Consider the following 26,806-nt stretch of genomic DNA (forward strand, 5'->3'; position numbering starts at 1 on the left):
CGTTTAGCCGGTTGTGAGTTGTGAGTGAACAGTAATTACTACAGCTTTTTGTAACTGAGTCAGGAATGTTAAATCAGTTATCACTCACTGTTCACTGTTCACTGTTCACTGTTCACTGTTCACTGAGAATGATTACCGGACACCTGTCTTCATTTGACCTGTACCATTTTTTTGGGTAGTGTCATCTTCTGGTAGTTCTACACCAAAGACACGCGCAAAAGCTTTTTCAACTTTGTAACCAGAGTCTATTGATTCTAGGGGGTCTTTCCGCAGACGGTGACGCAGACATAAGGTAATGACGCGGCGTATATCATCAATTGTAACTTCTGTGCGACCTTCAAAAGCTGCTAAGGCTTTGGCGGCTCGGTTGGTAACGATATCACCCCGCAAGCCGTCTACATCTAATTCTGAACAAACTTCAGAAATTTTCACCCGTGAGTCATAGTCAAGTTTGACTTCTGGTAATAGCTTTTGAGCGTTGACGATTTTTTGTTGCAGTGCTTCTTGCTCAGTTTTATGATGCTCTAGAAATACTGGGGGATTTTGGTCAAATTCTGACCTTTGTTCTACGATTTGCACCCGCAAAGCTGGTTCTTTGACGGTGTGAATTTCGGCGTGCATTCCGAAGCGGTCAAGTAGTTGGGGACGTAGTTCACCTTCTTCTGGATTACCAGAACCTACCAAGACAAATCTTGCTGGGTGGCGAATAGAAATACCTTCCCGTTCTACGGTGTTCCAGCCACTAGCAGCAGAGTCGAGGAGTACGTCTACTAGGTGGTCATCTAGCAAGTTGACCTCATCCACGTAGAGGATACCCCGGTTAGCTTTAGCTAGCAGTCCTGGTTCAAAAGCTTTTACACCTTCAGATAAAGCTTTTTCGATGTCAATAGTACCGCAAACCCGGTCTTCTGTAGCTCCTAGGGGTAAGTCTACCATTTGAACTTTTTTCAGTTCTATAGGAATTTCGACTCCTTGGCCTGTCCTTTGGCGGACTTCATCGCTCATCAGGTCGGGGTCGCTGGGGTCACTATTGAAAGGATCATTGACAACGACGGGGATTTCTGGGAGTAGGTCAGCCAGCGCACGGATAGTTGTGGTTTTACCTGTGCCGCGATCGCCCATAATCATTACACCACCGATTTTGGGATCAATCACGTTCAACAGCAGAGCCAGTTTCATTTCTTCCTGGCCTACAATTGCCGTAAATGGAAATACCACGCGACGCACACTTGCCGTGGATTGAGCAGTTGGAGTCACTAAATTACCTTAACAATATTTTTCTTATTACAGTTCTTTATTGTGCCACAGTTGGGGGTTCGGGGAAGATTAAATCAATTCGCAATACCGCAAGCTGAAGGCTAACGCCAACGCAATTCGCCCCCTTTCTCTTGTGGGATGGGCTTTTAGCCCGTCCTGTGCGGGCTGTCTGTCCCACACCACAAGAGAATTTTAATGCAACATTTCAGTCGTGTTAGTCCACTACATGGATTTGCTTAGTGGATGGATAATTTTTTGGAAGTGCATCGTCATACACGGTCAATGGTATTAAGGTACAGGCTATCATACATAGGAAGTGCGATCGCCTCCGGCGGGCGGTTACGCCATCGCTCTTGTTGGGTGGGGTAAACTCTACAATAGCAGGCAAAGATAAAGATAATGGCTGAACTTAAACTTAGGTCAAAAAATCCAGATTCCCTTAGACGAATTATTCAAAGTGCTTTGTCAGAAAGATTACAAAGTGTAACCGCAGGAATTAAAAGAGCAGAAGAACGTCTTCAGGAATTTGAAACTAAATATCAATTATCGACTGAGGAATTTATCATCCGCTTTAATAATGATGAATTTTCTCATAGTTTTGACTTTGATGAATGGGTCGGAGAAGCTCAAATGTTGGCACATTTACAACAAACAAAAGAATCGATAGAGGAGATTCATTTTGTTGATTGAAGACTATTTTCAGCAGGTTCAGATTTTAATTGAATCCTCGCAAATAGTTCAATCATCTAATATTGAAACCGAAAAAAGAGGAATGTATGAAGGTTTTATCAGGGGAAAGCTCGAATTTCCAGATAATTCATTGCTTCATTTGAGAGAATTTGTTTATGTGGAAATATCTATAGACAGAAAAATGTATAGTTATCAATATATGAGTTCAGAGAATAATCTAATTTTTCGCTATGACAATACTGAGCATCACCGGAAGTTAAATCTTCCTACTTTTCCTCATCATAAACATGAAGGAAGTGAGGATAACGTTGTTAAATCAATTGCTCCTTTTTTAGCTGATGTGCTAAAGGAAATTGAAAAAATATTAGTTCGATCGCCTTCTTGATTATCATACAAAATGCGATCGCCACACACGGTCAATGATTGTAAGGTACAGGCTATCATACATACAAAGTGCGATCACTTACGGTGCAGCGTAGCTCATCGCCTCCGGCGGGCGGTTACGCCATCGCGCTGATCTCACTGTTACAACATTCGCCGGCGTTGACGCTTCTTTTCAAGTTGGGGTCTTCTTAAAGGTACTACCTCGGCTTCGCTACTTTCCCTGGCTACCCGAATTAGCAAGGCTGAACCTATCAAGCTAGCAATCATAGAATTACCACCATAGCTAAACATCGGTAGGGGTAAGCCTGTTGTTGGTAATGCACCTGTTGTCACAGCAATATGGAGCAGTGATTGTCCAACCATGATAGTGGTGATACCAATTGCTACCAATCGGTATATAGGGTTTTTCGCCTTCAGTGCCACAATTAACCCTAGGGTGGCAAATGCAGCTAACATGAGCAACAGTAAAATACTGCCAACAAAGCCAAACTCTTCCGAAAATATAGCAAAAATAAAATCTGTGTCTTGAATTGGTAAATGAAACCGCTTTTGTTGGGACATCCCAAACCCTAAACCCCAAGTTTTGCCAGAACCTACGGCTAAGAGACTCTGTACTAACTGATAGCCATCTCCTGTTGCATCCGCCCACGGATTCAGGAATGACATCACCCGCTTGCGTTGATATTCTTTAATACTGATACTGAGTAACCCTAACGAAAATCCTCCTATTGCTGTTCCTCCTAAATATTTGTAAGGTAAGCCACCTGCTAGAGCAATCATCCAGATAGTCATACCGCAAAGTGCAGCTGTACTTAAGTTAGGCTGGGCGAGGATTCCTAAAATTACTAAGCCAAAAATACCCAGCCAAGTTAAACGCACCCGCCAAGTTAGTCTTTCCCATTGACCGAATAATCGCGCACTTTGCAGAACTAAAAAGGGTTTAATTAATTCTGATGGTTGTATGGGAATCGGCCCAATGGCTATCCAACGGGCTGCATCAAAGGCTTTTTTACCAAATCCTGGAATGAGGGTTACAAAAATTAAGGCTAAAAATATTCCTAGTAACCAATGGGATACGCCGAGAATTTTCTGCAAGGGTTGATTCACAATGATGTTGAATCCAATCAGGGCTGCGAAAACCCAAATAATTTGTCGTTTAAAGTAGAATAAGCCATCGCCTTGACGAACATCAGCTACTACATAGGAGGCTGAAAACAGGATAATCAAGCCGATAAATAGCCAAGTAAATGTTAACCAGCGTAACAACCGCGCTTCTAATGCCCAGCTGGAGACGGAATCATCAAAAATTGGAATTAGGCTGCGTAGATTCACGATGCAGTACAGGTAAAAGTTAGGAATTAGATGATTACCACAGTCATCTTACCCCACCCCTTAATCCCCTTCCCGCAGGCAGGGAGGGGAGACTAAGCGTAGCTTTGGCGGGGTGGGGTTCTTCGGGTTGAATGAGTAATCAAGCAGAAAGAATATTAAAGGTGAGGAATTACACTTATAACTTATAACTCAAAATTCATTATGTGATGCACTGCTGCGATCGCCCCGTTGGTGTAAGTTGGTCTTAACTGACTCTGAGTAACTGTGTCTAGGATTTTTTTCACAGTGAAGAGTGCATCTGGTATGTTGCACACCTGGTTAATTTTGCTAGCTCTTTTGAGTTGGCGATCGTACAGTCGTGGTAGTGCTAATGCTACTAAAGGTACACCCACAGATGCACATTCGTAAACAGTGTTGTACCCCGCACCACCTACAACTACATCAGCTACGGCTAAACATTCTATCCCTGGATGGTGAGATACCCATAAAGTCTTGAGTTCATCTTTAGGGCAATGAGGCGATAAAATTCTCACAGCATATTCAGGAAAGGCTTGATTTAGTTGCAAAGTGAGTTGAGTAAATAAAGGTAACTCTGAAGTTTGCCCAGCTGCACATACTAGGATAATTTGACGATCATTATCAACTTTGAGAATACGCGATCGCACAATTTTTTGAGCCAGTAATTCCTCCGCATTGCGAATTAACCACGGTGCGGTATGTATAACACGAGGTAAGTCGGACAAAGGTAAATCTGTTCCTTCCCCTGGTACAATCACAGCATCGAAATTATTAGTTACAAATGATCGCAAATCTTTAACTTGCACATAACGAGGGTTGATATCTCGATGAATTAAAATTCGGGGTATAGCCTGTAATTGCGGTAATATATTAGCCAACTCACCCCCCAACCCTCTGGGAAAGGTATCAACAATTAAGCAATCATATTCAGTATTTAATAAAATTTCTCGTACTTGCAGACAAGTTGCAGCAAAATCAGCACTATCAGGAATCCAATGTAATAAGCACCCTTCATCACTGATCTGTTTTGCATAAGGACTATTTGTCATAATCTTCACTTTTCTTTGGTTAGCTGCAATTCTCCCCAAAGACAAAGCACGAGTTATATGTCCCCAACCGCCACCAAGGGCGTAAATTAACCAAGTTTTAGTCAATATTCAATACTTCAAATACTCTTGTTGTCGGATTTTGAATTAACTTGCTCCCATATTGCTTTCAAAATCACTATCTCGTTCGCTTTCTAAACTCATAGCGTCAGCTTCTGTAAAGTCTACGTTACCAGTTTCCGGGTCATAGGAATAGCGATCGCGGTTAGAGTAATAGTCATTACCCCAAGAGCTAGACCGATAGTTTCCATAATTAGAGTAATAGGCGTAGTCTTCTTCGTAAGATTGGTTACAGTAAGCACAATCAATGGTGTCAGTACGTCCACAGCGACGTTTGAATAAGAAGCCGATCATGCGATCGCACTCCGCGCCAGTTGTAGCTATAAAATTGATCATGATTTCACAGTTGCCGATTTGGATGCGATCGCCATCTGTGAGGCTACCCGTTGTTAACGGTAAACCATTAATTTGCATCCCATTGCTGGTATTCTGGTCAATAATAACTAATTCTTGATTTTGCCAATTAATCAAGGCATGATAACCTGCAACTAGATCATCTTGAATTGTGGCTCTAGAAACTCTTTGCTCATCAACTTCTTGTGGCATGGCTGCAAATTCTTTACCAATTGCCACTGGTATCTGTAATAATGGTTCGCGGCGATCGCCTGTATTGGGATCTACCCAAGTTAATTTAATTTGCAAAGCCTATCAACCTCCTGTTAAATTCACAGCATAAGCTAAAGCCGCTTGTTGTTCACGGGTGAGTGCATCTAATCCAAAGCAAGTAAATGCTAAGGGAGATATATTTGATTTAGTTGAAAAAACTGTATTTCCAGAGGTATTTCTTAATGATATTTTGCCCTCTTTAATTCTTACTTGATAAACTAATTTTTGATCTGGCGTGGAAATGTCTAATCCAGTTTTATTGGTTTTAATTTGATAAATTTTTTTCTTGTTAACATCCTCTAATTGATAATTGCTATCACTGTTGCGTTTAAGAATATATACAGATTGCTTTTCTGGGTTCTCTATTGTCCAGTACCCATGAGATGTTAATACATATCCCAAAACTTTATCCTGAATATTTTTAATTTTAATTTTCCCAGCTTCATCTGTTTTGATTCTGGCTATTTCTTGTTCATTAGCATTAACTAATTTTGCACCATCTGGAAGTTGTTTGAGAGAAAATAAATCTGAACCTCCTTCAGTTTTAAACTTGATTTTATCTGTGCGATCATTAATTTTAAGTACAGTTGTTTCTGTCGGTTGATTATTTGTGCTAAGTGCGCTATGTGTTGCTTGATTAGCTTGATTACTACTACAACTAAAAATAGATGTTAGTAACAAACCAGAAATTAAAAAATTTAAGAATATTTTTTGCATATCTTTTATTTAGAAAGTGTTTTAGCTAAATTAAGTACCTGATAAATGCTCAAAAACATTGATGCAATTGTTTGATAAACTTTATCTTGACTTTCTGCAAACTGTGGTTCAATTCTGACCCCAAGATACATAACTTTATCTGTAACTCTTAGTCTTTTTAAAGTTGATGATGGGGGTAGCTTTACTGCATTAATCACATCATTTTTCAAAATTTTAACTGCCCCATACCGACGCAAAGGATAGGTTAAACTTAAACTTGCTTCTAAACCAATAGACTTAGTTTTTGATTTATACTTACTCTTGCCACTACTACCACGTTTCCAGCCATATTGTTTTTTCAATAGCTCAGTAGTAGTTAATAAAAATTGACTATTATCTAAAAAACTTCCTTGGATTTTCAACCATTCATTTTGGTAAATATCTATTTTCCATCCCGATTTGTATGGGTGTGGTATCGTACCTGTTTTATTCTCCTTAATTTCGCCTTTATTAAAATCTAACTTTATAGAAATTAAAGCTGTTTCATTCACGTCCCTAGCCAGCATTTCTAAAATTTTTTTACTTACATCATATCGATTATTACTAATATTTAACTTTTTGAATTTAAACATCATAACCAAGGCATAAATCCAGCCGCCCATTAACCCAACACAGCCCAAAAGTAGCAAAATAATAACTACACTAAGGAATCCTATTCCTGGACTTAATGTAGATAACATTATCATCAATATACTGAAACTTAATACCCCTAAAAAATAATAAAGTGCTTTTTTGCCATATTTATTTTGTTTCAATTCTGCGAGTTGATCAAGTGCTGCCAAATCATCTAAATCAGTTTTAATAACACTAATTGGTGCTGTTTCTTGATAAATTAGCTGCTTACGAAATTTTTGTAATTCAATAGGCATATTATCTAAATTCCCTCAACTCAATTTTTTAGCTATGTTTTTGGCTTTTATATAGTTTTATTAATTTTTTTGAATACTAAGTTTTGTTTAAATATATTTAGACAGAACTAATACAAATCGCCGCTAGTATATCAAACAAAAAAAATAGTGTCAACGAAATTAAACATTTATGAATAAGTCAAAAATAGCTTACATTTCCTTTGATACTGTACCCGCACCAAAGGGGGCTGCTATCCATATTGAGGCTTTTTCTGTGGCCTTAGCAGCAGCTTTCAGTCATATACATTTATTAACGGTTTCTCCGACAACAGATTTGATTGATTCTGTACAAATTCATGCACAAGTTATGCAAACAATGTTGCCAGCTTTGGGTGAGAATTTAATTCAGCGAATTTTGTACTTTCGTCGTATATTAAGAGTATGGTTGCAAGGAAAGCAATTTGATACTATTCATATTCGGTCAATTTATGAAGGTTTGGTTATTGCAATTAACAAAAATCTATATTGCGACAAGTTGATATTTGAAGTGAATGGATTACCTTCTATAGAGCTAAAATATCGCTATCCTGCTATTGTTGATGATCAAGAACTTTTACATAAGTTGTATTCTCAAGAGCAAATTTGCTTCTCAGTCGCAGATTTAATCGTCACCCCTAGCGCAGTCACCGCTAAATACTTACAACAACAGAGGAATATCCCAGCAGATAAAATCCGGGTAATTCCTAATGGTGTAGATTTAGATGTGTTTACCTGTCGGTTAGCTCAAAATGCGAATGATTTACCCTTGCAGATGTTATATTTTGGGACACTTTCTCCCTGGCAAGGTGTGAATTTAGCTATCGAGGCTTTAGGGCTGATAAATCGAGATTTTACTGCTTATTTAACCGTAATTGGACAAGCCAGGGAATATCAAATTAAAGCTTTAACACAACTAGCATTAAAGTTAGGTGTGGCAGATAAATTAACTATCTTAGAACCAATGTCACAAAAAGATTTGGTGACAAAAATCCATGACTCAGATATGATTTTATCTCCTCTCACAGCCAACGATCGCAATTTAGTCCAAGGTTGTTGTCCTCTGAAGATTTTAGAAGGTATGGCAACGGGAACGCCTGTAATTGCCAGTGATTTACCAGTAGTACGGGAATTAGGAGAAGATGGGGTTCATTTTTTGTTAGTCAAGCCAGGTTCAGCCAAGGCGATTAAAGATGCGGCGTTACGGTTACATTATGAGAGAGAATTAGCGATACAACTAGCAGTCAACGCCCGTCAGCGAATTGAAAATTACTATACATGGCAACAGGCTGGTGATGCTTTAGTAAAAGCCTATCAAGAATTAGGCATTAAGCGGTCAATCACCGTTTGAAGTTGCTGTTTTTCTTGAGTGATAGAATGGGTAGTTAAGATGCGATCGCGTGCTGCTTGCTGAACTCTATTTTGTTCCTCTAATGGCATTGCTAAACATTCCAGCACAGCCTCGCCCAACTTGTGCAACTGAGAACGAGACAGTAAAAATCCGTTTTCCCCATGCGAGATAATTTCTGGAATCCCACCCGCATCACTAGCAATACAGCAACAACCGCAAGCCATAGCCTCTAACAACGCATTGGGCATTCCTTCCCACAGTGAAGGCTGAAGATAAAGATCACACAACCGCAGATAGGCAGCTACTGTTTCCGGATTAGATAAATGTCCAGTGACAATCACTCGTTGAGCATCTTCTGGCTGATGACTAGCATACAATTGCAATACAGATTCTTGAGCAGCCCTAATTTCACCAATAATTAGTAGACAAGCCGGACGTTGTTGGCGAACCGTAGTTAAAGCATTTAATAAAAACTGTTGCCCTTTCTTTTCCCTCAATTCCCCACAAAACCCCAGTACGACTTCATCAGGGGCAATTCCCAAACTATTCCGAAGATTATCGTTCCCTGTAAACACCTCTTCCTTTGTAGCCGTGGGATTCTGCGAACTCTCATTCCAGGGAAAAAATATTTCTGTATCAACAGTATTTTTCAACACCAACACATCATCACGCCCACTCAATAGCTGAATCTTCCGACCTATATCAGCACTTACCGCCGTGATTACATCGGTATTTTGCAACGTCCACTGCAAACGCGCAAAATCTCCAGGTGGAAACATTTGTCTGTCAATATCATTACCCCGCGCACTAACAGTGCTGACTAGTCCCTGAAGTTTGGCAAACCAAGTGGCTATAAAACCACTAGGAAAAAGATAATGCCCCCATACAGCATCATAATTACGAGTTTGATGTAACCATTCTAGGAAATTTAATGTATGAGGCATAGTCATATCCCAATGCCGATATAACCCTATGCGATAAACACGAGGCTTAATCTCTAAAGATTCTGGTGGCAAAACTTCACCCGGTTGTAAGTAACGACTCCAGGTAATAACATCAACTTCTATACCTAGTTGACACAGTATTCCAACAAGTCGTGTGGCACTACTAGCCAAGCCTCCAAGGTCTGGTGTATATCTTTCTGTAATTATCAATAGTCTATTCATATTAGGGACAAGTAATCTCTTAAACAGTAGTCTCAATATGAGTGTAGAATAATTTTTTAACCTACTTTTAAGAAAATGACTATTAGCTGCCTACATTAAACTTGATAATTAATGTCAGTTCTGGTTAAGAAAATTTATTCCGCGTTGGTTAACTGAAACAACGCAAACACATTGACATATCGCAGAATCAAGCAACGGTACAATCAAGGTTTCATCTTATCCCAAACTCAGGTTAATTAAGATATTTATCCCACAAAAATCAGCGATTTATCTTCGTGAACGACATAGCTACTTATAAATAAGGGAATTTCAATACAGAACTCTGTCCCTTTACCAATTTCTGATGAGCATCTTAGTTTTCCCTTGTGCTTTTCAACAACAATCTGATAACTGATTGACAAGCCTAATCCTGTACCTTTACCTACAGGCTTCGTTGTGAAAAACGGATCAAACAGTCGTTCCTTAATTGCTTCTGTGATTCCTGAACCATTATCAGCAATTCTAATGGACACACAATTTGTTTCTAAGACTTCTGTCGTAATTGTAATTTGATTGTGACTAGCACATCTTTCTATAATAGAACGTTCACTGTAGCAAACATCTAAGGCATCAATTGCATTACTGATAATATTCATGAAAACTTGATTGAGCTGCCCAGGATAGCACTCTATTAAAGGTAAATTCCCGTAATTTTTGACTATTTCTATTCTGGGATGATCAGCTTTTTCCTTGAATCTATTTTGCAAAATTAATAAGGTACTATCAATTCCTTGGTGAATATCAACCTTTTTGATATCTGCCTCATCAAGACGAGAGAAATTTCTTAGAGATAAGACAATCTCCGTGATACGTTCAGTTCCTACCTCCATAGAGTTTAATATTTTTGGTAAATCATCAAGTAGGAAATTTAAATCAATTAATCTAATATAATCTTGAATTTCTGGATCAGGATTGTTATGAAACTTCTGATAAAGATTTACAAGCTGCATCAGATCGTTGATATATTCCCTAATATACTTTAAGTTCCCGTAGATAAAGTTAACTGGATTATTAATTTCGTGAGCTATACCAGCGACTAACTGCCCTAAACTAGACATTTTTTCGGCTTGAATTAATTGGGCTTGAGTTTGCTTTAGCTCTTTTAGGGATTTTTGCAATTCCTTAGCTTGTCTTTGAGCAATTTGAGTTAAATTATCCTTAATTTGCAGCGCACTCCGTAACTGTGCGCGTTGCTGAGTAAGTTCTGCTGTTAACTTTTCAGTATCAGCTAGAGAAGTATTCTTGGCTTGTAATAGAAATAGAAAATCAGCAATTGGATCGTGAATTGCAAAATCTTTTAGTTTAATGCCAAGAGGAGGAAGACTGGCTGTATCAGTAATCCAAGGAGAACCTAGAAAAAATATGACATCCTGTTCTTTATGATACATTATTTGTCCCTTCAGGAGCATTCCATTCTGAATAAACTCCAAAATGAAAAGAGAACGGGATTTTTTGTGAATATTATCGAAATCAACTGGAATATTCGGACGATTAATCTGGAAATGTTGCTCAATCTGACTACCAATCAGTGGTTCAGAACTGATGCGTTCTAGAACATCACCAGCCTGTAAAATTTCTCGCTTCTGGTTAAAAACAAAGTGGAATGGAAAAGCTTGAGCAAAAAGTTCTGGTGAGAGACTTAAGTAAGGAGTAGCCATTCATATATTGCTCAGTTTGGTTTATATTTCACTAAAAATTCATCATGTTCAGCACCATCATCTCGACTCTGAGTTTGGGTAATATCTACTTCTGTATCAAACCGCGTTCCTAATCCCTTAACTAAACCAAGAATCATAGGAGCTAGTCCTTCTCTGTCAGATCGATAGTGTAGATTTAAAGTAGTTTCTTCCATATCACTACACTCAAATGATGGGGGTTGCAATTTAGGAAAACTAACACCCACACGAGCATGAAGATTATCCAGATTTTCTAAAAACTCAGGTAGTGTATCCCCACTCATATCCATCATTTCCCCATAGCCTTCCTCAGATGTGTATTTCACCCAAAATTCTCCAAAAGCTTGCATAATCTCTGATGGAGATAAATTGAGAACAACACTAGCAGCTTTTACTAGCTTGTGGGTAAGGTCATCGGGGTAGCCTTCCATGCTAATGAAAACGTCTACATCTACCTCAGCTTTCTGCTTAATTTCTTTCCATATCTTTTCACCAAAGCGACTACACACCATATCTTGAATTGCCTTGTTCACTAATCCATACATAGAAGCCGCCTCTAAAAACTGTACTTAGCTCATACTTAGTGCTGTTGTCATTACCTACAAAATTTGTTGAAATAAACTAGTTGTCCTCCATCAAAACTTGACTTGATTTAACGAATACATAATTTGATGCGTATATACACAATTGTTAGAGTATGCTCCCCTGAAAGACTAATGAGTGCGATTAAAGTAGTGGGCAGTAAGCTTGTGTTCAACAAAAATTACGAGCCTTGAGCCTCAATCCCCCTTTTTGATACTTGGTGATGTACTAATAAATTAATCAGGGCTGACTAAATTCTAGTGCTACAAGTTGCTATCTCGGCATCAGTGTTTACACCCTTTCTATTCATCTATAGTTATGAGTTAAGAAGAAGTAATGAGTCAGGAAAGAAACTATATTGAGAGTATTTAGAGATTTGACGCTGAATTCCATTGAAAAATTGAACACGAGCATCCATCGCTTCTACAATAGCTAGCTTAACTTTGATATCCTCCTCACTCATGGCAACGATATGAGGCTCAATTACTGCTGCTAGTTTTGCCGCATGACTATCATCTACATCAATATGGACTTCAAAAAAAATGAGTGCTTCTTTCGGGAAAGGAGCAGATCCTACAATTCCCGTATATAGTTGCGTGTACAGAGAACTAACAATCCCTTCAGAAGCATAACAGACTGCACCCAATGCAGCTAAGTAGCCATACTGATGTGGGATTCTCAAGTAAGTTTCTATTAAAGCCAGAGTTTCCGGTGCAGTTGGCAGTGCAGCTAGAGTTTTGTCATCAATTCCTAGTGCGCGGGTAAATCGACGAAATAATTCTGGGTGAGACTGGTTTACATCTCCTTGTCCCATTTCGTCAAATAAGTTTTCTAGGATAACCAACTGAGTGGCTTCATCTTGGCAACAAGATAAGATACTGGCCAGAATGCGATTAAATTCCTTAGAAAATTTGTACATTTGAACAGCTAGTATCTGCACGTCTTGGAGGCACAAGTTACTAGTACGACACCGAGTTAAGAACTCATGCTTCCATAGCGAATGATTAACCGTAATTTCGCGGAAAGAGTTTTTTACTAAAGATGACATAATGTTTTATTTTGATACTTGTATTGCTAGATGTAGGGGTAGGTCAAGTAAAGGGCTAAAAAATGATTCATCTAATGCTATATGCTCCGGGGTAACACGTAATTCCTTTATAACTGGCATCGTATTGAAGCCTGCAACGTTAAGGGAATTAAAGTAATCCTCAAAAGTTTTATGAATCAATTGCACATTTAACCAAGAACCATCTCGTTTCCAAATACGTCCGGGAAATTGCTGATCTCGCTTGCTGAAGTAGCCATTACCATCAACTTGAAAATAGAAAGGATATGTGGCTTCCCGCATATAGGGAAAGGATGGATGAGGAACGCTAAATATGAACCGACCGCCAGGACGAAGAATGCGTGCAACTTCTGCCATACATTCCTGGGTTTGAGCAATAGTCAAATAATTAAATAAGAAAACAGCAACAACTAAGTCTATTTCACCGTTACCAAACTGCTTGAGGTTGGTAGAACAACCGATTTCGTAGTTAATACCGAGAGGATTTTGTTTTTCTTGCAGGCGTGCTGCTTCAATCATCCCTTGGGAAATGTCTATTCCATAGACTTGTGCAGCTCCACGCCGACATAATTCTCTAGTGCAGTAACCTTCACCGCAGCCAAGGTCTAGTACCTGCATTTGATTAATTGGTTCGCAAAGCTCTAATACGAAAGGGCGTGCTGTAAAGTCTGAGAGAGAAATAGGTTGTTCTCTAATCCAATGAGAGGCGGTGTTATTGTATAACTCTCTCGTGGATATTTCATTATTTAGTATTTTCATTTTTGAACATTTTTATTTTAGCTATTTACACAATGCTGGGTGCTTACCTTCAGGGTATTTATGTTTTATCATGGTCTAATTTTATTTTTAATGTTGATATTGCTGATTTTTAATTACTTGATCCTTAGAAAACCCAGAACATGGATATTTTCAAGATTTAAATATTTAAAAGTATTGGCAGCAATGTCTTGCTTATTATTTTCTTTAAAAATCCCATCTAATTTAAATTTAACTTTATGAATTTTTATCTCTTTAATTATATTGTTAGCTTCATATAATATTTTTTATTTAGAAATAGAAAATATTGAATTTTGCTCTTTATCTATAATTTAAAATCTGGTGCAGTCTTTTCTTTTTCTATCAAGATTATGGCAATCTAAAAACAGTATATTTTACGAAGTTAAATAATGAAAAATTTTGGTAGTTTTTAATGAGAGGATTCGTTCAAAAAACGAAATAGCAGTAAGAATACAAGTTATTGAAATAGTTTGATAAAAATAAATGATGCAAGGACTATTAACTGAATCATTGCTACAAGCTCAGTCAGAATATGAACAGGCGATCGCATTTTCCGAGTTGGGCGATCGCCTCTTCGATGAACTGGCTGATAAAATGGCGACAAGGCGAGATTACCGACTGCTGTTTGAACACACATTGCCGCTTGAATTATTCCAACAAATTCAATTTGCTGCCGCAGCTTATATTTCAGCTTGTCTAAATAGTCCCATCATTCTTTCTGAAGCGGAAATGCTGCAAAGGCTATTAGACGCTAGAAACAATCTGCCCAACTATATGGGTACTGGTCTGTTAATGCCCAAGAAAGAACACACTCTAGCTTTTAACTTGTTTCAAAAGACTGTAGCTGAGGCTTTTTACACTCTAGGAGGAAATGACCTGATTGATGCAGTAGATTTACCAGTAAATCTACGCATGGTTTATGGACAGACTGATGCGGAGAAACTGCGTTTGCCCTTTACTAGTTCCAAGTGCCATAGCGACGTGTGGGCAGGTGTTCCAGCAGATGCGACTGTAGTTGTTTTACCGCTATTTGGTGACATTGAGAATATCACCATTGAAGCAGGTGAAATGCCCCACGAAATGGAACTACAGGCGATGCGAGTGATGTCCGACTTTGATGAAGGGCGAGATATTCCGATGGTCGTTTCTTACCAGGAAGCAAAACTACAGCACGGTACTATGTATTTCAATGATGCTCGTGGATTGCACCAGACAGTCAGAAGAAAATCTGAAGGGTTGAGAATTTCCGTTGATTTTCGCTTCCGCAGAAAATTTAATGAAGCTTATCGGGCGATGGTTGCACCCAATGTTGGGGGTGTAGAAGAAGATATGAGTGTACCTTATGAAGACTGGCTAAAGGTTGGTCACGACACTCTCATTGTCTTTGATGAAACTGTTGAGCAGGCGAAAGAGAAGCTCAATCTAGTATCTCCTGTCCCCCTTTATACTAGAGGATATCGCCTTGTAAAGATGTTCGACTTTTAACTTTCAAAACTTTGTCAGCAAGCAAAAATAAAGAGGTCTAATTAGACCTCTTTGACAACTTCTTCTTATAATAAATTTTAAAACTATAGCAATTACAGCAAACCCGCATTAGAACCTTGCTTACCAGTGGCGAGTTCCACCTTAACGATTTTGCCACCCATTTTTTGAATCCGTTGCTGTTCAGAGAACCAGTTTTCGTAAGGAACAAGCTTAGTAAAGTAGGTGTTTTGTAGTTCGCGTTGGGTACGAATCCGGGTTTGGCTAGGAACGCAAGCTGTAATTTTAAATAAGCGAGCCATATCTTGATTCTCCTGTGGTGAGTATGAAAACTTTTTTATTTCAAAAATGGGATGATGAATTTTACCCAGATTTCTAATTAATCTTTCAAAGGCTGGAAATCAAACATCAATACTAGACAGCTAACACTCATAACTCATATTTAGTTAAATAAGCGTCTAGATGTTCTAGCACTCACAGTTGATTTCCAGACCTTAATATAAGCGCACTTAATGACTTAAGTGCAATCTAACTCTTAGCTCAAGCCAGAGGAGATGTAGTCGAAGTAAACGCCCATTTCTTTACCAGCGTCAGGACCAACCAAGCTAGCAGTTACTTCTTTAATTGCTTGGATAGCTTGAACGGTAGCTCCAACTGGTACACCCAAGGAGTTGTAGGTTTCTTTCAAACCGTTGAGTACGCGCTCATCCAAGATGGAAGGATCGCCAGCTAGCATAGCGTAGGTAGCGTAGCGTAGGTAGTAATCCAAGTCACGGATACAAGCAGCGTAGCGGCGGGTGGTGTACATATTACCACCGGGACGGGTGATATCAGAGTACAACAAAGATTTAGCTACAGCTTCTTTAACAATTGCAGCTGCGTTTGCGCTGATGGTGGTAGCAGCACGTACACGTAGTTCGCCAGTAGCGAAGTAGCCTTTGAGTTTTTCTAAAGCTGAGGTGTCAAGGTACTTACCTTGAACGTCAGAGGAGTTAATTACAGAGGTAATTGCGTCTTGCATGTTGTTATTTCCTTATTTCCAACCTTATTGCAATAGATTTCAGTTTCGTGCTTTGGAAACGGTTTCCAACTACTGCATTGCACCAACAACGTAGTCAAAGTAAGCACCAGCTTCGCCAGCGTCTTCAGCAGACAACAAGCCAGCAGCTACGCTCTTCATAGCGGCAACACCACCAGCAACTGCATCGATGGGTGTACCGAGGGATTTGTACATTTCACGTACACCAACGATACCGATTTCTTCGATGGGGGTAACGTCACCAGCAACGATTCCGTAGGTAACGAGGCGGAGGTAATAGTCTAGGTCACGCAGACAGGTAGCTGTCATTTCTTGACCGTAAGCGTTACCACCAGGGGAAACAACATCAGGACGCTTTTGGAAAAGTTGGTCGCCAGCTTGCTTAACGATACGCTCGCGGTTTTCGGTCAATACTTGAGCGATGCGGAGGCGTTGTGCGCCACCAGCAACGAAGCTCTTGATCCGACTTAGTTCGCCAGGGCTGAGGTAGCGGGCTTCTGCGTCAGCATTCACGATGGACTTCGTGACGATACTCATTAATGGATTCCTCCAGTACGAAATAAAACCAGAATTTGATTAAACTGGTGCGACTTTAAAGTTGGTCGGGCTGAGATTTTACTCTCATCCTACAGACACAGCAGTTAAATGAGTAACTGCTTCTGTCTTCAGATTACGAGGTTGCTTGAGTTAATACAACTACACAAGCTTGAAAACTCAACTACCTTACGCAAAATATTCTCCGGCATTCTGTTGAGCATTTATTGCTACTCTTAACAGTTTGTAATATTTATTTTCAGATTTGCCGCGATCGCCACAGTTATTACAAGCCAATATGAGATTAGGGGCTGGGTATTAGGAGTGAGGTATGGGGAAAAATTTCCCCAGTCCCCAATCCTCAATCCCCAGTCCCTGAGCAACGAGCGAACTTGCACACTACCAAAATAGTTATGCTGACACTCGTGAGTATGGAACTACATCTTCACCAAAGTAGCCGCTATATTCTGCGCTATTCATAATGGCTGCGACAGCAGCACGCAAACCTCCATCAGCCAATAGGTTGTTATATTGGCTAATTTCGTCTTGGCTAGCTGGCGCACGTCCCAACAGGTGGCGGAACAGGAGTTCAACTACCTTAGCAGAAGGATAAGGCGTACAGAAGCGTTGACAATAGATATCAGAACTAGCTAGTTCTTGCACAAACTCGCGCACGGAAATTTCACCGTTGCTGAGTTTACTTTCCAGGTCAGAACGACGTAAATACTCAGGAACTTCGCTGCTAAATACATCCATTACCTGAGAGTAAATAGCGTTGATGACTACTGGTGCTTGGGTTGTAGCATCAGTGAGACGGTGAATGCGAATGGGTTGGCGAGTCACTTCTAGAGATTGTCCGCCGCCATCGTTGGAAGAACGACTCAATTCCACAAAGGAGGGTTTAGCCTCAGCAGCTAAATCTGCGATCGCCTTTGCTAAAATTGGTGTCTTATCAGAGTCAATGCGCGATTTTACAGTCTTAAAGCTAGGTACAACCACATCGTCGTTTTGCTTGGTGAGTTGGTTGTACAGTCTTTGGGTATTGGGGAAGTTCGCAGCTGGTAGGGTGGGGAAGCGACGATAAGGTACGGTATCTTCACCAAATACCTCACTATACTCCTGGCTATTCATCAACGCCGCAATAAAGGCGCGGATCCCTTGGGTAGCCAAAATCTGGTTATACTTGCGGATTTCTGCCTGATCAAGCGGTGCGCGTCCCAGGAAGTGCTTAGTTCCCAACTCAATTACTTTGGTGTTGGGGTAGGGTGTGTAGAATTCCTTCAAGTAGAGGTTAGAGTAACCCAAACCTTCAATAAATTCTTTAACGCTGATTTCGCCGTTACCCAACTTGCTTTCTAAAACTGTAAATTCGTTTTTAACAATGTAAGGTGCAATATCACGTTCAAAAATCTGGCGGTAAGCCGCATTAATCAAAATTTTGACTGCGACTTTATCAACAGTATTTGCTACTAGTTTAAAGACCTTCGTTTGTTCCCGTTGCTTGGTAACACCTTGGTTAATGCGGAGGTCTACTTCTGCTTCTGGACGTTTTTCTGTAACTGTAGCCAGTTCTACAAAGCGTGGTGTAACTTGTTTTTCAACTTTTGCACCCACATCTTCACGAATACTACCAACGCGCAATTGACGTTGTGATACACCAGCCGGAGTTAGATAGCGTTCGTAAGGAACGGTATCTTCTCCAAAGGCTTCGCTATACTCTACGCTGTCCAGAATGGCATCAACTACAGCATAGAAGCCTTTTTTCGAGGCTATATCAAAGTATTTGTTAATTTCTTGACGACCGTAGGTAGGACGACCTAACAAGCGGCGGTGAATGTACTCAATGGCTTTACAAACATAAAGCGATGTCCAGTACATTTTGCGGAATATATCCGACTTCGCCAAAGCGCGGACAAACTCCCGTAGAGAAATTTCGCCATTTTCCAGCTTAATTTCTTGCACTTTTAGCCGTTGACCTTCGTAAAGGTCGCGTCCAAAAACTTGCAAATAAGTAGCTCTAATTACTGCTTGAGTAGAGCTTTCCGAGAACTTAACGCTTGCACCCTTAGCAGCCTTTTTACCAATTGTGCCAGGCAATTGATCTAACTTGAACACCTTCGCGCCGAGAGTACCAGGTGCGATACCTCTAGCACCAGGGTTGCTCAGTTGGTTATTAATCCCAGGGCCTTGGTGAATCAAGATCCGTCTTGTATCCTTACCAAAAGGTGCAGGACTGGTGCTGGGGTTGCGAGTTTCTTTCGGGAAAATTGCCCCAAACTGAATTTCCAAGGGGTCGTTACCAGAACCGTAAGGATGCTGGTCGGGTAGTGGCTGTTCGTAAGCCGCAAATGTTGTGATAAATTGAGGTACTTTGCGGAAAGGCGCACTGTAATTAAACAGGTCTTGTTGTGGACCCCAGTTACGACATTCTTGTGCTTCTTGACCCAGACCACGCAGGTAAGGTACTGTTTCTTCCCCAAAATAGTCGCTGTACTCTTGAGAATCTACCAAAGCATCTACTAATGCTGATAGACCGCCGTTAGAAATAATCGAGAAGTATTTTTGTACTTCTTCACGGCTACTTGGCCCCCGTCCCAATATGTGACGGAAAGCTAGTTCAATAACGCGGCTGTTAATAAAAGGTTGGTAAAACTGTTTTTGGTAAAGGGGAGATTTGGTCAAGCGACGGACAAACTCTTTCATAGAGATGTCGCCGTTTTTCACTTTGGATTCTAAGTCAGAGATTGACAAGCTGTAAGCACGGGTAATATCGCGCTCAAAGATTTGCCGATAAGCTGCTTTGATGACCTCATTTTTTTCGCTAGTTGATAACCCAGTCTTCATGACAAACTTGGGTCTTTTTTCGGATGCGTTGAAGTAGATTTGAGGTAGTTGTAAACCTTGTTGGTCGCCAGAGGGACGTTGACGCACTTTAGTAGAAGGTGTTGCAGCTTTGAACTCTGTCAACAACACATCCATGTACTGAGTCACAATATCTGTGGCTTCAGGATCTTTACGAAAGTAAGACAGCGATGCTGATCTAATTTCTTGCAAAGCTACTAAAGTCGCTTCCCCAGAACAGGCATTTTCAATAATTTCCCGCAAACCACGCGTATTCACCGCAATGATATTAGGGTCGCCAGCCACGATCGCATAAGTAGCATAGCGCAAGAACCAGGATAAATCCCGTAAGCTCTTGGCCATGTTGCTGGGGCCGTAACGCGCAACGTTAATTGGTCTAAATCCTGCGGGGGTTGGGCCACTAGGAGATGTGTTGAATATGGAACGCAAATTTTCTAAGAAACCACCACGCGTTTCCACGTAGGTTACAGTTCCTAGTTTCATTCCTTCTGCAACATTTTCACCACCACCGACAGCAGCCGCAGCCATCACCAGTTCTTGTTCTCTGGGCTTTTCTAAAAAAGCCATTGGCGAACCACCGACAAAAATCCGGTTAGCTGCGCGGGATACGATAATCTCTGAATTGTCTGTGAGGGTCTGGGCAATTTCTAACCGCTTTGCTCCAGATGCAAAATAAGTTGCTAGTTCTTTTAGTTCCCCATTACCCAAAAAGCGGTCTTGTTGCTCTGCTTGGGAAATGGTTGCTACCGCCAAGGTTTGATATAGTTGCGGGCGCGCAACTGAGCTTCCACCACTTGCCTTAACACTCATTGATTTGTAAAACTCCCATCATAATAATTTATGTGTTAAGTCTGGGTTGCTTGAGGCTTGACACATAGGTCTTTTCATGCGTTGTGATTACTGCTTACAAAATTGCCAGTAAAATTAACCCAGTCAGCTTTTAGATTAGAACGTTTTGCGTTTGCACTGTTGAATTATTAAGAAGTATGTAGATTTTTAGTCTCGATCCCTGTAGATCAATAAGTACATACTCTTTCTCTCCTGAGACAACATCTAATTTTTGTTACTTTTTTTAACGAAATCTCCCAAAATGTTCTCATTTGCCTTTGCTCTCTCATGGAGATTGGGAAGAAACCAAGTCAAATTCTGACTGGTTGTACACCATGAGAGCGATCGCTAAAAACAATATTATTATGAAAAAATCACCGCCTAAGTAAGAGCGTGTAAATAACAAAACGTTTGTATTCAGCACTTTAGTGCTCCTGCGAGGACGAAAATTCTCCCTGCGTTCCCTACGGGAAGCTGGCGCGTAGCGTATCCATAGGATTCACCCCGGAGGGGTACACTACGAACTCAAGGTTAGAAAGTAAGTAGATTGCTGCAAAGTTATAATCAATAAAGAATTTGCAGGTTAAAATATCATGAATTTAGTTGTAAAAACTTCTCCTAGCAATACTGCACCTAAGTTAACTTATGATGTCTTAATTGAAAACCAACAAGATGGCACATTTAAAGCAACATTGCTAGGTTTACCAGATTGCCAAGCTTTAGGAAATACAGAAACAGCAGCGATAGAAACCCTCATTCAAAGTTTGCAAAGTCGCTTAGAGACTGCCAAAATTATAACTGTAGAAATTCCAGCAACTGAAGTTGTAAAAAATCCTTGGTTAAAATTTGCGGGTATGTTTAAAGATGATCCTCAGTTTGACGAGGTACTAGCATATATAGAAGCTGAACGGAGTGAACTTGACGCACAAATGGAGGAATATTATCGGCAAATTGATGCGGAGACTAAAACTAAGTGAGTTTGTGGATACTTGATACTGATCACGTCTCACTTTTTCAACAGAGACATCCGGTGATTATACAGCATATCAATGTAGTCAATCCTGAAGACATTGCCATCACGATAATTACAGTTGAAGAACAACTGCGTGGGAGGTTTAATGTCATCAGAAAAGCTTCCTCTTCTGATACATTGCTATTAGCATATTCCAAATTAGAAGTGACTTTAGAGTTTTTCAAAAATGTCAGATCACTAGGATTTGATCATCATGCTATCAATTTCTACCAAGATTTGATTCGTCAAAGAATTCGTATTGGGACTCAAGATTTGCGTATTGCCGCAATTACCCTGTCGGTAGATGGAATTTTAGTAACTCGCAACCGGAAAGATTTTGAAAAAGTACCTAATTTACGTTTAGAAGATTGGACAGTATCTTAAGGTATAACAAATCTTAGCTGCTGATATTTGTCATCCTTTTTTGAAAACCTCTGAGAAAAACTCTATATATTATTGTCTACGAATTAAACAAAAGCAAAGCCAAACAAAAGAAAACCAAGCAAACCAAACAAACATAGCAGACAAACCGTGAACCAAATAACAGAATAATCCAAACCCAAGGATAACGTACTTTGCGACGTTTTCTATAATTTTATCTGCATCAGGTGATATAGCAAAAGCAGATTGTTGTTTGAGTCTAGTAATTTCTATAATTTTATCTGGGGCAAAAGCTTTAGTTTTTGATATTGATTCAACAATAGTATTTTGTTTTATTCTAGCAACGTTAGGGAATATATCAACATCGAGTCGCATAGAGCGATCACACCAATAGCATTTACCATAAGTTTGGCTATAGTAGTGACTGTCTACCCTCCCGCATAGAATTAGCTCATTACTAGCGACCTTTAACGCTTGTAACCACTCCATAGCTGTTGGACGTAGATGAGGATTTTGATAACCATCGTTAAAGCATCTGAGAAAACATCGCTGAATCTCTGGATGAACAATCTCAAGGGGAATTGTCCTGTTTACAGGTTGCAAGAGATTATTTGGTGCATACAGCCATAAACCCTGACGGATAAGTTCATTGGGTTCTGGAGTTTCCCCCGCACCTATCCACTTTCCCTCAACAGGAGTTTGACCACTAAACAATAATTGATAGATAATGACTGCTAAACGGAAGCGATCGTGTACTTCCGTTTGCTCAATGCTAGAAATATCTTGCCCAATCAACTCGGCTGGTGTATAGCCTGGGGAAGCAACTAGACAACGATAAATTTTGCCATTGTTCGGATTACGAACCTGAAAAGAATCTGTATCAATAATTGAAGTTAAAGCCCGATTATTGACAAGAATATTTTGCGGCTTAATGTCACCTAATACGTACCTAGCCGTGTGAAGTGCAGCAATAATTGAAGCAAGATTCTGTGCCGTTACGTGTAAAAAACGCCAATCAACTTGAAGTTTGAGCCTCTTACGAAGCTGGGGATTGTATATATTAATGAGTTCTTTTCCACCCTTAATTTCTGGCATCAAAAAGCCTACACAATCACCTTGAGAATTTTTCAGCGACGACTTAGGCCAACCAAAAGAAATCTGATTAAGATGAGAATTTGGCTCTGTAGGTGGGTGTGCTATCATCACCGCTAACTTCTGCACACTTTCTGGAGTTGGTGGCGAGTTATAAATTTTTGCTAAATGACCGTGATTAGTTCGCCAAATCTTACCTTCACCACCACTAGCTATCGGTTCACCCAAGAGAGTAATTGATTCACTCGTACTACCACAGATGAGAATCGTCATAAAAATTTACTCTTTTTCCCAAAGGGACAGAAGTAACGTTTTATCATCATCAGTGCGCGAATTTAGCCTTTCAGAGTTGAGGAAAACATCCACATATTCATAGTTTTTTTTTGGATTTGATGTTTCCTGCAAGTATTCCTCAAAAGGTTTAAAGAAAGGTGGAAATGGTGTCCAGTCATTTAAACGAATAGCGACTTTTTCCAGCCCATCAGTAGACGCACAAATAAACGCTTGTTCTCCTGGAATAACCTTCACCTGCATTTCTTGTAGTGAATTATTTGAAGTAATAAAGGTCGTTTCATTGGCGAATTCACCTTTATCTGGATGAAATAACAGTTGATATTCTTCTGATTTTTCAGGGCGCACTACAATAAATCCATCTCCAATTTGCATAGCTGCAAGCCAGTGGGGAGTAGCCACAAAAACTAAAAGAGTACAAGCTAAATCATTGATTGAATAATCTTCTTTAGATGCCTGTTTGTTTAATTCTTGAATAACTCCGTTCACAATTTTAGTAAACAATTTCGCTGCTTCTGCTTGACACATTGGTTGAGAAAAATTTGGCTCTAGTTCTTCTTGATTTTCAGGATATTCATTAATATCAGAAAAACATTTGATTACTGTTTCTACTGCCAATTTAGAACCAACATCAGCATATTTAGCACTACCAGCACCATCAGCAACCGCGCCCACAATCACATCATTAAAAATGCGACAACACCCGTAGTCTTGACAAGGTATTCCCTGACTTTGATGACTCGTTCCCGTTGCAGAACGAGCAATTTCTTTCCAACCCACAACAAATCCTCAAAATCTATGCGGTAATTTGACCCCATCCCACAGGCGGTAATGCTACAGCTTCGCCTACTTTGCCACTAGAAACCCGTTTCATGGAAGTAGAAAGCCAAACAAATAAAGAACGAAAATCTAACCCATTCAATATCACTGGTGGACGTTGAGGCGGAGCAATTTGTCTGAGTTTATTCATATCCGCATCCTGGACAGCAACAGTAAAAAATGACAGTCTACGACTTTCTTCTGCTTCCCTCACCCTTTGCGCTGCACCTTCCCAATAATCAGTCGGCGCACCATCAGTAATTAAAAATACCCAAGGACGATAGTAAAGAATACCGTTATCTTTATAAGTCTGTTTCCGGGTTTCCAACAAATCCAAAGCGTACTCTATCGCCTGACCCATTGGTGTCACACCATCTGCTTCTAGCTTGGGCGATGTAAATTGGTCTATAGTCACAAAATCTTGCGTCAGCCGCACTGGGCCAAAGGTGACAATAGCCACTTCCACACTCAGGGAAGCTTGAGCATCTTTCAAAACATCTTCCTTAAAGGCTGCCAATCCTCGATTTAATTCCTGTATACGCTGACCTGACATAGAGCCAGAGGTATCAAGTAAAAGAATTACTGGGCAACGATTTTCTGGATTTTCTACAAATTCAGGTAGTCCTATCGACATCCGATACTCCTGATTTAGTAAATTATAATACCTGTATTAGTTAAATTCTATTAGTTTATATATGCTTAAATAAGGGTATTTTTACTGAATGATTACCTGAAGTATTATTCATACATCGCAATTACAGCACAAATCAAAATTTGATTAGTCGTAAATCTTTTAATATTGATTGAAAAAAGATGCCTAAATTGAGGGCTAATTTTTTTATACTTAAGAACTTTTCTTTTGATTCGATTTTATTGATAATGCTTTCTTCTAAGAGGTTGTTTAAAAAGTCTGTTTCTTTGACAGTTCAAATTAGGCGATTTGCCCTAATTACACCTATCCGCTAAACTCAGAAATGCTGCGTTGTTCCTCATCATGTCCGACCCCCAAACTGTTAGTAATGCTGTCGCCAAACTCTACGATACTTACCCTTTCCCGCCAGAACCCATCCTAGATGAACCACCCCCTGGCTACAATTGGCGATGGAATTGGTTAGCAGCTTACAGTTTTTGTACCGGACGGAAACCACCAAAGCAAAATATCCGCATTTTAGATGCTGGTTGTGGTTCAGGTGTGGGAACGGAATATTTGGTACATCTCAACCCCCAAGCACAGGTCGTAGGAATTGACCTGAGTTCTGGGACTTTAGAGGTAGCGAAAGAACGCTGTCAACGTTCTGGTGCTGACCGTGTAGAATTTCATCACCTGAGTTTGTACGATGTTGAGCAGTTACCAGGTGAGTTTGATTTAATTAACTGCGTGGGTGTCTTACATCACCTACCCGACCCCATCCGTGGGATAAAAGCCTTAGCGAAAAAGTTAGCACCTGGTGGTTTGATGCACATTTTTGTGTATGGGGAGTTGGGACGCTGGGAAATTCAGTTAATGCAAAAAGCGATCGCACTCCTGCAAAATGAGAAAAGAGGCGATTACCCTGACAGTGTACAAGTCGGACGAAAAATATTTGCTTCTCTCCCAGAAAACAGTCGGCTTCTAAAGCGCGAAAAAGAACGCTGGTCAATGGAAAACCAAAGGGATGAATGCTTTGCTGATATGTATGTTCATCCCCAGGAGATTGACTACAACATTGATACCCTGTTTGAACTCATTGATGCGTCGGGATTAGAGTTTATTGGCTTCTCAAATCCTAGCTTTTGGAATTTAGAGAGACTCTTGGGTAAAGCACCAGAGTTAATTGAACGAGCTGAAGAATTGAGTAAACGCCAAAATTACCGTTTAATAGAATTACTCGACCCAGAAGTAACTCACTACGAATTTTTCCTCGGTCGTCCACCCATTATCAAAGCCGACTGGTCAAACGATAACGCCCTACTATCAGCAATTCCCGAACTAAATCCTTGTATTGACGGATTTCCTAGTAAATGCGTGTTTAACTACGACTATCAGATTATTAACTTCTCAGAAACAGAGTTTGAGTTTCTACAAAAGTGTGATGGTAATTCCACCGTGGCAGAGATTTTAACAGAAATACAACTAGGGTTAAACGGAGTGAGAACCCTAATGCAACAGCAGTTGTTGATATTAACACCAGCTTAATCATACCTCCAGCTTGCTTAAATAGCGATCGCGTTTTGCCCATCGGTGGCGATCGCCCACAACCCTTTGAGCTAAATCTCATGTAAAGTAGAAGTGTATCCAGCAGATGCTTAAAAACTGGGGATGAACAACCCTACAAGTCAGAATTTGCTTAAACTCAGCAGTAGTGAAGTATTTAGCGACCAGTCGCTTCTCCACAAAACACTCCGCAACACTGACTGATTTACTCAAACCTGACTTCATACCCAAACAAAAGCACTAGCTGGAAACTCCAAAAAACTCAATGAGAGGATATTGATTCACCCCAATCACAAGAGTATTCCACCCGACATGAAAAAATCTCTCTTCTTTAACCCCTAATCTCCAAATACAGCATTTCTTATCTTCGCGCCCCTCTGCGCCCCTCTGCGTTGAAACTTCACCCTCAAAACCACGATTATAGGCATAGCTGTACTAACCCCGATTCATCCCACTAGCAAAAGAAGTTAATTGTTTTTTTCTAAAGTATTGTTACCGGATCGTGATATGATTCAGCTGACT

Annotated in this window: 26 protein-coding genes and 1 pseudogene; 8 read left to right on the forward strand and 19 right to left on the reverse strand. The window is 40.1% G+C overall.

Annotated features, from left to right (window positions below; genetic code table 11):
• Positions 1–132 precede the first annotated feature (132 nt).
• Complete coding sequence (bchI, locus tag ACM0OR_RS02750) at positions 133–1,257, reverse strand: magnesium chelatase ATPase subunit I (RefSeq protein ID WP_237989711.1); 1,125 nt, start codon at positions 1,255–1,257, stop codon at positions 133–135.
• A gap of 243 nt (positions 1,258–1,500) precedes the next feature.
• Between bchI and ACM0OR_RS02755 the strand changes: the two genes are divergently transcribed.
• From ACM0OR_RS02755 to ACM0OR_RS02765, 3 genes are read left to right on the forward strand one after another with little or no spacing between them, the layout of a single operon-like run.
• On the forward strand, positions 1,501–1,626 hold the full coding sequence (locus ACM0OR_RS02755; RefSeq protein ID WP_414574906.1) for a hypothetical protein: 126 nt from the start codon (positions 1,501–1,503) through the stop codon (positions 1,624–1,626).
• Between the two features lie 30 nt (positions 1,627–1,656).
• The gene (locus tag ACM0OR_RS02760; RefSeq protein WP_414574907.1) at positions 1,657–1,947 is read left to right on the forward strand and encodes a hypothetical protein; all 291 of its coding nucleotides are present in this window, start codon (positions 1,657–1,659) and stop codon (positions 1,945–1,947) included.
• Positions 1,937–2,332: a toxin-antitoxin system TumE family protein gene (locus ACM0OR_RS02765; RefSeq protein WP_414574908.1), complete on the forward strand. Its 396-nt coding sequence runs from the start codon at positions 1,937–1,939 to the stop codon at positions 2,330–2,332. Before ACM0OR_RS02760 ends, ACM0OR_RS02765 begins: the two co-directional genes overlap by 11 nt.
• 140 nt (positions 2,333–2,472) lie before the next feature.
• Here ACM0OR_RS02765 and ACM0OR_RS02770 read toward each other — a convergent pair whose 3' ends face one another.
• The 5 genes from ACM0OR_RS02770 to ACM0OR_RS02790 form a co-directional block, all read right to left on the reverse strand.
• Positions 2,473–3,663, reverse strand: a complete 1,191-nt coding sequence (locus tag ACM0OR_RS02770) for an FtsW/RodA/SpoVE family cell cycle protein (RefSeq protein WP_414574909.1) — start codon at positions 3,661–3,663, stop codon at positions 2,473–2,475.
• A 182-nt stretch (positions 3,664–3,845) separates the two neighbouring features.
• Positions 3,846–4,835 (reverse strand): UDP-N-acetylglucosamine--LPS N-acetylglucosamine transferase, encoded by a 990-nt coding sequence (locus ACM0OR_RS02775; protein ID WP_414574910.1) that lies wholly within the window; start codon positions 4,833–4,835, stop codon positions 3,846–3,848.
• Between the two features lie 39 nt (positions 4,836–4,874).
• The gene (locus ACM0OR_RS02780; RefSeq protein ID WP_414574911.1) at positions 4,875–5,489 is read right to left on the reverse strand and encodes an FHA domain-containing protein; all 615 of its coding nucleotides are present in this window, start codon (positions 5,487–5,489) and stop codon (positions 4,875–4,877) included.
• 6 nt (positions 5,490–5,495) lie between these two features.
• On the reverse strand, positions 5,496–6,170 hold the full coding sequence (locus ACM0OR_RS02785) for a hypothetical protein (RefSeq protein ID WP_323268258.1): 675 nt from the start codon (positions 6,168–6,170) through the stop codon (positions 5,496–5,498).
• 5 nt (positions 6,171–6,175) lie between these two features.
• On the reverse strand, positions 6,176–7,078 hold the full coding sequence (locus ACM0OR_RS02790; protein WP_323268259.1) for a hypothetical protein: 903 nt from the start codon (positions 7,076–7,078) through the stop codon (positions 6,176–6,178).
• A gap of 169 nt (positions 7,079–7,247) precedes the next feature.
• Between ACM0OR_RS02790 and ACM0OR_RS02795 the strand changes: the two genes are divergently transcribed.
• On the forward strand, positions 7,248–8,444 hold the full coding sequence (locus ACM0OR_RS02795) for a glycosyltransferase family 4 protein (RefSeq protein ID WP_414574912.1): 1,197 nt from the start codon (positions 7,248–7,250) through the stop codon (positions 8,442–8,444).
• Here the strand turns inward: ACM0OR_RS02795 and ACM0OR_RS02800 are convergent.
• From ACM0OR_RS02800 to ACM0OR_RS02820, 5 genes are all read right to left on the reverse strand, one after another.
• Positions 8,408–9,610 (reverse strand): glycosyltransferase family 4 protein, encoded by a 1,203-nt coding sequence (locus ACM0OR_RS02800; protein ID WP_414574913.1) that lies wholly within the window; start codon positions 9,608–9,610, stop codon positions 8,408–8,410. The two genes, ACM0OR_RS02795 and ACM0OR_RS02800, sit on opposite strands and share 37 nt — an antisense overlap.
• A gap of 245 nt (positions 9,611–9,855) precedes the next feature.
• A complete protein-coding gene (locus ACM0OR_RS02805; protein WP_414574914.1) occupies positions 9,856–11,307 on the reverse strand; it encodes a sensor histidine kinase in 1,452 nt (483 codons plus the stop codon).
• An 11-nt stretch (positions 11,308–11,318) separates the two neighbouring features.
• Positions 11,319–11,870 carry a heme NO-binding domain-containing protein gene (locus tag ACM0OR_RS02810; protein ID WP_414574915.1) on the reverse strand — a complete coding sequence of 184 codons (552 nt, stop codon included), beginning with the start codon at positions 11,868–11,870 and terminating at the stop codon, positions 11,319–11,321.
• Positions 11,871–12,223: 353 nt separating this feature from the next.
• Positions 12,224–12,955 carry a TenA family transcriptional regulator gene (locus ACM0OR_RS02815; RefSeq protein ID WP_414574916.1) on the reverse strand — a complete coding sequence of 244 codons (732 nt, stop codon included), beginning with the start codon at positions 12,953–12,955 and terminating at the stop codon, positions 12,224–12,226.
• A gap of 6 nt (positions 12,956–12,961) precedes the next feature.
• Positions 12,962–13,732: a methyltransferase domain-containing protein gene (locus ACM0OR_RS02820; RefSeq protein ID WP_414574917.1), complete on the reverse strand. Its 771-nt coding sequence runs from the start codon at positions 13,730–13,732 to the stop codon at positions 12,962–12,964.
• A 501-nt stretch (positions 13,733–14,233) separates the two neighbouring features.
• Here ACM0OR_RS02820 and ACM0OR_RS02825 point away from each other — a divergent pair.
• Positions 14,234–15,235, forward strand: coding sequence for a hypothetical protein (locus ACM0OR_RS02825; protein WP_414574918.1), 1,002 nt, complete (start codon positions 14,234–14,236; stop codon positions 15,233–15,235).
• A 92-nt stretch (positions 15,236–15,327) separates the two neighbouring features.
• Here ACM0OR_RS02825 and ACM0OR_RS02830 read toward each other — a convergent pair whose 3' ends face one another.
• The 5 genes and pseudogenes from ACM0OR_RS02830 to ACM0OR_RS02850 all read right to left on the reverse strand — a co-directional run bounded on the left by ACM0OR_RS02830 (position 15,328) and on the right by ACM0OR_RS02850 (position 20,919).
• Entirely contained in the window at positions 15,328–15,534 is a 207-nt protein-coding gene (locus ACM0OR_RS02830; protein WP_190702125.1) for a phycobilisome linker polypeptide, read from the reverse strand.
• Positions 15,535–15,767: 233 nt separating this feature from the next.
• Positions 15,768–16,253, reverse strand: a complete 486-nt coding sequence (apcB, locus tag ACM0OR_RS02835) for an allophycocyanin subunit beta (RefSeq protein WP_237989691.1) — start codon at positions 16,251–16,253, stop codon at positions 15,768–15,770.
• 69 nt (positions 16,254–16,322) lie between these two features.
• Positions 16,323–16,808, reverse strand: coding sequence for an allophycocyanin subunit alpha (gene apcA, locus ACM0OR_RS02840; protein ID WP_237989690.1), 486 nt, complete (start codon positions 16,806–16,808; stop codon positions 16,323–16,325).
• Positions 16,809–17,137: 329 nt separating this feature from the next.
• A pseudogene (locus ACM0OR_RS02845) lies at positions 17,138–20,477 on the reverse strand (phycobilisome rod-core linker polypeptide); the annotation flags it as partial.
• A gap of 304 nt (positions 20,478–20,781) precedes the next feature.
• A complete protein-coding gene (locus ACM0OR_RS02850; RefSeq protein ID WP_414574919.1) occupies positions 20,782–20,919 on the reverse strand; it encodes a hypothetical protein in 138 nt (45 codons plus the stop codon).
• A gap of 169 nt (positions 20,920–21,088) precedes the next feature.
• Here ACM0OR_RS02850 and ACM0OR_RS02855 point away from each other — a divergent pair, with 169 nt between their 5' ends.
• The gene (locus tag ACM0OR_RS02855) at positions 21,089–21,472 is read left to right on the forward strand and encodes a hypothetical protein (RefSeq protein ID WP_414574920.1); all 384 of its coding nucleotides are present in this window, start codon (positions 21,089–21,091) and stop codon (positions 21,470–21,472) included.
• A 53-nt stretch (positions 21,473–21,525) separates the two neighbouring features.
• Complete coding sequence (locus ACM0OR_RS02860; RefSeq protein WP_414574921.1) at positions 21,526–21,891, forward strand: type II toxin-antitoxin system VapC family toxin; 366 nt, start codon at positions 21,526–21,528, stop codon at positions 21,889–21,891.
• A 69-nt stretch (positions 21,892–21,960) separates the two neighbouring features.
• Here ACM0OR_RS02860 and ACM0OR_RS02865 read toward each other — a convergent pair whose 3' ends face one another.
• From ACM0OR_RS02865 to ACM0OR_RS02875, 3 genes are read right to left on the reverse strand one after another with little or no spacing between them, the layout of a single operon-like run.
• Positions 21,961–23,253 carry a helix-hairpin-helix domain-containing protein gene (locus ACM0OR_RS02865; protein WP_414574922.1) on the reverse strand — a complete coding sequence of 431 codons (1,293 nt, stop codon included), beginning with the start codon at positions 23,251–23,253 and terminating at the stop codon, positions 21,961–21,963.
• 6 nt (positions 23,254–23,259) lie between these two features.
• Positions 23,260–24,051: a PP2C family serine/threonine-protein phosphatase gene (locus tag ACM0OR_RS02870; protein ID WP_414574923.1), complete on the reverse strand. Its 792-nt coding sequence runs from the start codon at positions 24,049–24,051 to the stop codon at positions 23,260–23,262.
• 16 nt (positions 24,052–24,067) lie between these two features.
• The gene (locus tag ACM0OR_RS02875; RefSeq protein ID WP_414574924.1) at positions 24,068–24,724 is read right to left on the reverse strand and encodes a vWA domain-containing protein; all 657 of its coding nucleotides are present in this window, start codon (positions 24,722–24,724) and stop codon (positions 24,068–24,070) included.
• Between the two features lie 360 nt (positions 24,725–25,084).
• Here ACM0OR_RS02875 and ACM0OR_RS02880 point away from each other — a divergent pair, with 360 nt between their 5' ends.
• Positions 25,085–26,266 carry a class I SAM-dependent methyltransferase gene (locus ACM0OR_RS02880; RefSeq protein WP_414574925.1) on the forward strand — a complete coding sequence of 394 codons (1,182 nt, stop codon included), beginning with the start codon at positions 25,085–25,087 and terminating at the stop codon, positions 26,264–26,266.
• The last annotated feature ends 540 nt before the right edge of the window (positions 26,267–26,806 follow it).

This window comes from Anabaena sp. CCY 9402-a (genome assembly GCF_963920945.1).
Lineage (GTDB): Bacteria > Cyanobacteriota > Cyanobacteriia > Cyanobacteriales > Nostocaceae > Trichormus > Trichormus minutissimus.